The organism is Kitasatospora sp. NPDC036755 (genome assembly GCF_040636595.1).
In the GTDB taxonomy this organism is placed as follows: Bacteria; Actinomycetota; Actinomycetes; order Streptomycetales; family Streptomycetaceae; genus Kitasatospora.
Genome location: NZ_JBEZUT010000376.1, coordinates 1 through 7,862, shown reverse-complemented (window position 1 = coordinate 7,862; position 7,862 = coordinate 1). Strand labels below are relative to the sequence as shown.

Annotated in this window: 9 protein-coding genes and 1 pseudogene; 9 read left to right on the top strand and 1 reads right to left on the bottom strand. The window is 71.7% G+C overall.

Translation table 11 applies throughout. The features are described from left to right. Positions 1-729 (bottom strand): annotated as a pseudogene (locus tag AB0E96_RS35495) (chromosomal replication initiator DnaA); the annotation flags it as partial. A 354-nt stretch (positions 730-1,083) separates the two neighbouring features. On the opposite strand from AB0E96_RS35495, the gene rpmH reads away from it, so the two are divergent. From rpmH to AB0E96_RS35450, 9 genes are all read left to right on the top strand, one after another. Next, on the top strand, positions 1,084-1,221 hold the full coding sequence (gene rpmH, locus AB0E96_RS35490) for a 50S ribosomal protein L34 (RefSeq protein WP_030059672.1): 138 nt from the start codon (positions 1,084-1,086) through the stop codon (positions 1,219-1,221). 18 nt (positions 1,222-1,239) lie between these two features. Continuing rightward, positions 1,240-1,668 (top strand): ribonuclease P protein component, encoded by a 429-nt coding sequence (gene rnpA, locus AB0E96_RS35485; RefSeq protein ID WP_359829997.1) that lies wholly within the window; start codon positions 1,240-1,242, stop codon positions 1,666-1,668. After that, positions 1,665-1,979, top strand: a complete 315-nt coding sequence (gene yidD / locus AB0E96_RS35480; RefSeq protein WP_350743783.1) for a membrane protein insertion efficiency factor YidD — start codon at positions 1,665-1,667, stop codon at positions 1,977-1,979. The genes rnpA and yidD overlap by 4 nt, the downstream gene beginning before the upstream one ends. Positions 1,980-1,982: 3 nt before the next feature. Then, complete coding sequence (gene yidC, locus AB0E96_RS35475; protein WP_359829995.1) at positions 1,983-3,158, top strand: membrane protein insertase YidC; 1,176 nt, start codon at positions 1,983-1,985, stop codon at positions 3,156-3,158. Between the two features lie 82 nt (positions 3,159-3,240). Next, positions 3,241-3,771, top strand: a complete 531-nt coding sequence (locus tag AB0E96_RS35470; protein ID WP_359829994.1) for a R3H domain-containing nucleic acid-binding protein — start codon at positions 3,241-3,243, stop codon at positions 3,769-3,771. Positions 3,772-3,930: 159 nt separating this feature from the next. Beyond that, positions 3,931-4,749: a 16S rRNA (guanine(527)-N(7))-methyltransferase RsmG gene (rsmG, locus tag AB0E96_RS35465; protein WP_359829992.1), complete on the top strand. Its 819-nt coding sequence runs from the start codon at positions 3,931-3,933 to the stop codon at positions 4,747-4,749. Positions 4,750-5,023: 274 nt separating this feature from the next. Beyond that, positions 5,024-5,968, top strand: a complete 945-nt coding sequence (locus AB0E96_RS35460) for a ParA family protein (RefSeq protein ID WP_359829999.1) — start codon at positions 5,024-5,026, stop codon at positions 5,966-5,968. Next, a complete protein-coding gene (locus AB0E96_RS35455) occupies positions 5,965-7,005 on the top strand; it encodes a ParB/RepB/Spo0J family partition protein (protein ID WP_359829990.1) in 1,041 nt (346 codons plus the stop codon). The genes AB0E96_RS35460 and AB0E96_RS35455 overlap by 4 nt, the downstream gene beginning before the upstream one ends. 131 nt (positions 7,006-7,136) lie before the next feature. Next, positions 7,137-7,754, top strand: coding sequence for a GNAT family N-acetyltransferase (locus tag AB0E96_RS35450; protein WP_359829988.1), 618 nt, complete (start codon positions 7,137-7,139; stop codon positions 7,752-7,754). Positions 7,755-7,862: the final 108 nt, after the last annotated feature.

The following is a 7,862-nucleotide window of genomic DNA, read 5'->3' as shown; positions in this document are numbered from 1 at the left end:
CGAGTCGCCGCCCAGGTCGAAGAAGTTGTCGTCGACCCCGAAGTCGTCGCGGCCGGCGCCGGTGCGGGGCTGCTCGTTCGGGCCGGGGCCGTAGGCACCGCCGAAGAGGTCGCCCTGGGTGGTCGCGGGCGGACCGGGGACGGGCCGCGGCGCCGGGCGGGGCGCGGGCTCCTCCGCGTCGCGGTAGGCGGGCGGCTGCTCCTGGTAGCCCTGCCAGCCGGGACCGCCGCCGGGGCCGCCGTACGGGGCCTGGCGCTGCTCGTAGCCGCCGGTGTCGTAGCGCGGGCGCTCGTAGTCCTGCTCGTACTGCCCCTGCTCGTACGGCTGCCCCTGCTCGTAGGAGCGGCCCTGTTCGTACGGCTGCTGGTAGCCCTGGCCGCCGTAGTCGGGGCCGTCCTCCTCGTCCGGGCCCGGGTAGGGCTCGGCGGGGGCCTGGGGGGTGGGTGCGGGGGAGGTCGGCGCCGCGTTGGCGTCGACCATCACGGCGATCCGGACCGGGCGGCTGAGCTCACGGCTGAGGGCCTCGGTCAGCTGCGGCAGCAGCCGGCCCTCCAGCACCTGCTTGGCCCGCTCGTTCGGGGTCGCCAGCAGGGCGGTGTCGTGCATCATCCACATCGGCTGGGTGCGCTGCACCCACTGCTTGTCCATCTCCCCGACATCGGGGTCGCTGACCAGCCGCTCGACGACCCTGGCCCAGACCGGGACGAGGTCGCTGTTGACATCAGCCACTGGTGCACGCTTTCCAAGAACAAACCAGACAAGTTCTGCAACGGTAGTCAGCGAACAGGGCGGGATCAAGTCGTTGTCCACAGGCTGTGGGCAAGGCAGGCGGGAGCGGGCCGGTTTGACCCTCGCGCCCCGTCCCGCGTACCGTAACCAGGTCGAGTTGTCGATGGCCGCTGCCGCATGTCCGCGGGTCCACCCGCTCCATAAGGCGCGCAGCACGGGCGCCGTGGATTGCCTCAGACCCCAGCCGAACTGGGGCGATGGGCCGGATTTCCGATATCAGGGGAGATCACGCGGACGCACGGTGACGGCCAAGCGACCCCCCGTCATCCTACGATTCACCTCAGGAGCCCCCGAGTGAGCAAGCGCACCTTCCAGCCGAACAACCGTCGTCGCGCGAAGACCCACGGCTTCCGGCTGCGTATGCGTACCCGCGCCGGCCGCGCCATCCTGGCCGCCCGCCGTGGCAAGGGCCGCGCCAGCCTGTCCGCCTGATCCGCGCCAGAGTCTGTTGTGCTGCCCTCCGAGAATCGGCTGCGGCGGCGCCAGGACTTCGCGACCGCGGTGAAACGCGGTCGCCGGGCCGGCCGGCCCCTTCTGGTCGTCCATCTCAGCAGAGACGGTGACCCGCAGGGACCGACCGACCGGACCAGCGACTTCCGCCCGCACGTCGCCGAGGGGACTCCTTCGGCGCGTGCGGGTTTCGTCGTGAGCAAGGCCGTTGGCCCGGCGGTCGTGCGCAACCTGGTCAAGCGCCGGTTGCGCCACCTCGTTCGTGATCGTCTCTTCAGGCTGCCCGCCGGTAGCCTGATAGTGGTGCGTGCGCTGCCCCAGGCCGCGACCGCCTCGTACCAGGACCTCGAACGTGACCTGGACGCGGCACTGAAGCGGTTGCTGAGGACGGAGCCCGCCGCCACGGCGCCGACGGGAGCAGGGCGATGAAGTACCTGCTGATGGGTCTGATCAGGGTCTACCAGTGGACCATCAGCCCACTGCTCGGTCCGGTCTGCCGCTATTACCCCTCCTGCTCGCACTACGGCTACGAGGCCGTGCGGGTGCACGGGGCGGTCAAGGGCGGCGGCCTGACCGTCTGGCGCATCCTGCGCTGCAACCCCTGGTCGCCTGGCGGGGTGGACCACGTTCCGCCGCGCAAGCACCCGGTGTGGCACCGCCGGCTGCGCGATCTGCTGAGCCCCAAGAGCGGGACCGCCGAGCCGGAGCCGGTGGCGAAGCCCGATGCCCAAGGAGTCTGACCGGTGACCTTCGGTTTTCTGAGTCCCCTCTACACGGCGGTGTCCTGGATCATCGTCCAGTTCCACTCGCTGTACAGTCACGTCTTCAATCCGGACGGTGGCTGGGCCTGGGGTCTGTCCATCGCCTCGATGGTCGTCGTCATCCGGATCTGCCTGATCCCGCTCTTCGTGAAGCAGATCAAGGCGACCCGGGCCATGCAGGCGATCCAGCCGAAGATGAAGGCCATCCAGGAGCGCTACAAGAACGACCGGCAGCGCCAGTCGGAAGAGATGATGAAGCTGTACAAGGAGGCGGGTACCAACCCGTTCTCCAGCTGCCTTCCCATCATCGTCCAGGCGCCCTTCTTCACCGCCCTCTACGGCGTGCTCGCCAAGGTCGCCAAGGGCCAGGACATCGGGGTCATCCACGGTGACCTGCTGGTGAGCGCCGGCAAGGCGCACATCTTCGGCGCCCCGCTGTCCGCGACCTTCGTCGGCAGCGGCGAGACCAGCGTCAAGATCGTCACCGCCGTGATGATCATCCTGATGTCGCTGTCGCAGTTCGTCACCCAGCGCCAGCTGATGACCAAGAACGTCGACCTCACGGTGAAGACGCCGTTCATGCAGCAGCAGAAGATGCTGATGTACGTCTTCCCGATCATGTTCGCCGTGATGGGCATCAACTTCCCCGTCGGTGTCCTGGTCTACTGGCTGACCACCAACGTCTGGTCGATGGGCCAGCAGCTGATCGTCATCCACAACAACCCGACCCCGGGCAGCAAGGCCTTCCAGGAGCGCCAGGAGCGACTGAAGAAGGCCGGCCGGCTGCGTCCGGACGGTACGGAGATCAAGGGCGCGCTCTGGGGCATGCTGCCCCCGTCCAAGGCTGCCGTGAGCGAGGCGGCCAGCGCCGCCGCGGTGGTCGAGGAGTCGGCCCAGGCCGCACGCCGCCAGCAGCCCCGTCGGCAGACCAAGGCGCAGCGCCAGCACGGCGCCACCGGCCAGCCGACCGTCGAACTGGGCAAGGACGCCCCGGCCGAGGAGCCCGCGGACTCCGCCCCGGCGGATTCCGCCCCGGCCGACTCCGCTGCCAAGCCGGCGCCCGCCAAGCAGACCGCGGCCAAGCCCGCCGGTACCAAGCAGGGCACCCGGCAGCAGCCGAAGCGCGGTGGCGGCCAGCGGCCGAAGAAGAAGTCCTGACCGGTCCCGCGCCCGTTGTGACAGCCGCGAAGAGCTTCGTCCCCGGCCCGACAGACGGGCCCATCTCCGAAGGAGTCCATCAGTGACGGAAGGCACCACCTCCGCCGTCGAGGCCGAGGCCGAGGCCGGCGCCGACGAGAGCCTCATCTCCCGCCTGGAGCAGGAGGGCGACATCGCGGCGGACTACCTGGAGGGTCTGCTCGACATCGCGGACCTCGACGGTGACATCGACATGGACGTCGAGGGCGACCGCGCCCTGGTCTCCATCGTCAGTGACGGCAACGACCGCGCGCTGCAGCGCCTGGTCGGCCAGGACGGCGAGGTGCTGGAGGCGCTCCAGGAGCTGACCCGGTTGGCTGTCCACCGGGAGACCGGTGAGCGCAGCCGCCTCATGCTGGACATTGCCGGCTTCCGGGCCCGCAAGCGCGAGGAGCTGGCGGTGCTCGGCGCCAAGGCCGCCGAGCAGGCCAAGAGCAGTGGCGAGCAGGTCAAGCTGCGGCCGATGACTCCCTTCGAGCGCAAGGTCGTCCACGACGCGATCGCCGCGGCCGGCCTGCGCAGCGAGTCCGAGGGCGAAGAGCCCCAGCGGTGCGTGGTCGTGCTGCCGGTCTGAGGCCGACAGGTCGACGACCGGCCGCCGTGGCGGCCGGAGAGCTTCACCGGACGCGACCCCGTCCGCCTCGTGCGGGCGGGGTCGTCGTCCCTTGTGGGATGTTTCACGTGAAACAGTGCGTTGAGCGGGTCGGTGGATCCGGGGATCGGAGAGGTCGAGATGGACACGGAGAACGCGGCTGCCGGCCGGCCGGGGGCGGACGTGGACCCGGCCGCCGAGGGGCGGGCCACCGAGCTGGACCAGCTGGCCGAGGCGCCGGCCGTCGCCCGGGAGGTCTTCGGTGAGCGCTACGACGCCGCGGTCCGCTACACCGAGCTGCTGGCCACCGCAGGGGTGCAGCGCGGGCTGATCGGGCCCCGCGAGGTGCCCCGGCTCTGGGACCGCCACGTGCTGAACTGCGCGGTGCTGGCCGAGCTGCTGCCCTCCGGGACCACCCTGTGCGACGTCGGCTCCGGGGCCGGCCTGCCGGGCATCCCGGTGGCGCTGGCCCGTCCGGACGTCTCGGTGACGCTGCTGGAGCCGCTGCTGCGCCGGACCACCTTCCTGGAGGAGGTCGTCCGGGAGCTGGGGCTGGACAACGTCACGGTGCTGCGCGGCCGTGCCGAGGAGATGGTCGGCAAGCTCGCGGTGGACGTGGTGACCGCCCGGGCGGTGGCACCGCTGGACCGGCTGGCCGGCTGGGGCATGCCGCTGCTGCGCCCGCACGGGCAGATGCTGGCGCTCAAGGGGGACAGCGCCGAGCAGGAGCTGGCCGACTCGCGGGCCGGGCTGGCCAAGCTGGGCGCGGTCGAGTGGAACGTCATCGCGGTCGGCGAGGGCACCCTGGAGACCTCGACCCGGGTGGTCCAGGTGAAGGCGGGGGAGAGCCCCGGCGGGGTCAAGGCAGCCACCCGGCGCGCCAAGGCGGCCCGGGCGGGCCGCGCCGCGACCGTCCGCGGCGGCGAGCGCGGCCGGGGCGGGCGGCGCCGCAGCCGCTGATCCGGCGTGACACCGAACACGTGCCGACCACGGGCGGACGGTCCTCCTGCGAGGGGGGAACGTCCGCCCGTCGTCGTTCAGGTGACGGCCCGGTCGACACCGGGGCACCGGAGTGTCGCAACGTCAGATTTCCGGCATAGCGGGCATGGTGTTTCACGTGAAACGTCGCTCCTTGCTCTCGGGCATCCTCCGCCGTGACCGGGCGGCGACTGTTGCCGCTCCGGTTTCACGTGAAACACTGACCCCCATGCAGGACTCGGAGACCGTCGACCAGATCGATGACACGCCCATCGCACGGGCTGCCCAGGCTGCGGTTCAGGCGATCGGCCGAGCGGGCGAGGGACTGCCCCGGCCCGCCGCCACCCGGGTGATCGTGGTCGCCAACCAGAAGGGTGGGGTGGGCAAGACCACCACCACCGTGAACATGGCCGCCTCGCTCGCCATGCACGGCCTGCGCGTCCTGGTCGTCGACCTCGACCCGCAGGGCAACGCCTCCACGGCGCTCGGCATCGACCACCACGCCGAGGTGCCGTCCATCTACGACGTCCTGGTGGAGGGCAAGCCCCTGGCCGACGTGGTGCAGCCGGTGCACGACGTCGAGGGGCTGTTCTGCGTCCCCGCCACCATCGACCTGGCCGGCGCCGAGATCGAGCTGGTCTCCCTGGTGGCCCGGGAGAGCCGACTGCAGCGCGCCATCGCCGCGTACGAGCAGCCGCTCGACTACATCCTGATCGACTGTCCGCCCTCGCTGGGCCTGCTGACGGTCAACGCCCTGGTCGCCGGCCAGGAGGTGATGATCCCGATCCAGTGCGAGTACTACGCGTTGGAGGGCCTCGGCCAGCTGCTGCGCAACGTCGAGCTGGTGCGTGCGCACCTCAACCCCGCACTGCACGTGTCGACCATCCTGCTCACCATGTACGACGCCCGGACCAGGCTGGCCGCCCAGGTCGCCGAGGAGGTCCGGACCCACTTCCACCAAGAGGTGCTGAGCACGGCGATCCCGCGCTCGGTGCGCATCTCGGAGGCGCCCAGCTACGGGCAGACGGTGCTCACCTACGACCCGGGTTCGACCGGGGCGCTCTCCTACCTGGAGGCCGCCCGCGAGCTCGCGCAGCGTGCGGTGGGCCCGGGCGGTTCGCTGGTGGGTCAGCAGCGGGACGGCCAGCAGGGGCACGGCGCCCCGGTGGCACAGCACGGCACGACGGAGGGTCATCAGTGAGTGCTCGCAGGGTTGGTCTGGGCCGAGGGCTGGAGGCGTTGATCCGCCCCGCCGCGCCGGTGGACGGCGGGGCGGAGGCGAAGCCCGCGGCAGCCGCGCCCGCACCGGCCTCGGTGACGCCGCTGCCCAGCGGCCGCGGCACGGTGGCGGCCCGGGCGGCCGCGGAGAAGCGGGCCGAGCGGGCGCAGCCGGCCGGCGCGTACTTCGCCGAGCTGCCGTTGGACGCGATCACCCCCAACCCCCGCCAGCCGCGCGAGGTCTTCGACGAGGACAAGCTGGCCGAGCTGGTCACCTCCATCAAGGAGGTCGGTCTGCTCCAGCCGATCGTGGTGCGCCAGGTCGGTGCCGACAGCTTCGAGCTGATCATGGGGGAGCGCCGCTGGCGCGCCTCCCGGGAGGCCGGGCTGGAGCGGATCCCGGCGATCGTCCGGGCCACCGAGGACGACAAGCTGCTGCTGGACGCCCTCCTGGAGAACCTGCACCGCGCCGAGCTGAACCCGGTGGAGGAGGCCGCCGCCTACGACCAGCTGCTGCGGGACTTCTCCTGCACCCACGAGGAGCTGGCCGACCGGATCGGCCGCTCGCGCACCCACGTCTCCAACACCCTGCGGCTGATGAAGCTGCCGTCGTCCGTCCAGACCCGGCTGGTGGCCGGGACGCTGATGGCCGGGCACGCCCGGGCGCTGCTCGGACTGTCGGACCCGGAGCAGCAGGAGCGGCTCGCCGCGCGGGTCATCGCCGAGGGCCTCACGGTGCGCAACGTCGAGGAGATCGTCGTCCTGATGCGCTCGGAGGAGCCGGACAAGCCCAAGCGCCAGGCGCCGAAGGCGGGCAAGCTGAACTCCCCGGCCTTCAACGACCTGGCGAGCCGGCTGTCGGACCGCTTCGACACCCGCGTCAAGGTCGAGGTGTCGCAGCGCGGCGGCAGGCTGGGCAAGGGCAAGGTGGTGCTGGAGTTCGGTTCGGTGGAGGACCTGAACCGGATCCTGGACAGCATGGCTCCGGGGGAGGACGGTCTGCGGCTGTCGCAGGGCTGAGCCGGACCGGCCCGCCGAGGGTGACGACCCGATGGGTGCGTGTTCCACGTGGCGTTGTTTCACGTGAAACACGCACCCATCGGCGTTCGTGGGGGAATGCTCGACCGTGAGAGGGAGGAGGAGGTGCGGCCATGGGACGGCGGATCGCTCCGCTGACGCTGGACAACCTCGGGGACCTGCCGACGGGCTGCCGCTCCTGCGTGTTCTGGGAGCTGGACCCGGTCAGTGCGAAGGAAGCGGTGGAGTCGGGCAAGCCGGAGCTGGAGAAGGAGGGGTGGATCTCCACGGTGCTGCTGGAGTGGGGCTCCTGTGGTCGGATCGTCTACGTGGACGACCGGCCCGCCGGGTTCGTGCTGTACGCGCCGCCCGCCTACGTCCCCCGCTCGCAGTCCTTCCCGACCAGCCCGGTCTCGCCGGACGCCGTTCAGCTGATGGTCAGCCGGGTGCTGCCGGGCTACCAGGGGCAGGGGCTCGGCCGGGTGCTGGTGCAGACCGCGGCCAAGGACCTGATCGGGCGCGGGGTGCGGGCGATCGAGGCCTTCGGCTCCTCCGGGCGGGAGCCGACCAGCTGTGTGCTGCCGGCCGACCACCTGCTCGCGGTCGGCTTCAAGACCGTCCGCCCGCACGAGCGCTACCCGCGGCTGCGGCTGGAGGCACGGACCACGCTCTCCTGGCGGGGCGACGTGGAGGGGGCGCTGGAACGGCTGCTGGGCGGTGGGCGCAAGGAGCCGGCGCTGCGGCCGTTCTAGCGCCCGGGCCCCCGGCCCCGAGAACGACGGCGGCGGGGCGCCCCCCCCCGGGGGGCCCCCCCCCCCGGCCGGGCGCGACCCCGAGGGCCCCCCCGCGGACCCAGAAGA

Bases quoted from the DNA above. Each gene is read 5' to 3' on its own strand.
- AB0E96_RS35450 (WP_359829988.1), top strand. From the start codon at position 7,137: ATGGGACGGCGGATCGCTCCGCTGACGCTGGACAACCTCGGGGACCTG.
- rsmG (WP_359829992.1), top strand. From the start codon at position 3,931: ATGGACACGGAGAACGCGGCTGCCGGCCGGCCGGGGGCGGACGTGGAC.
- yidD (WP_350743783.1), top strand. From the start codon at position 1,665: ATGAAGTACCTGCTGATGGGTCTGATCAGGGTCTACCAGTGGACCATC.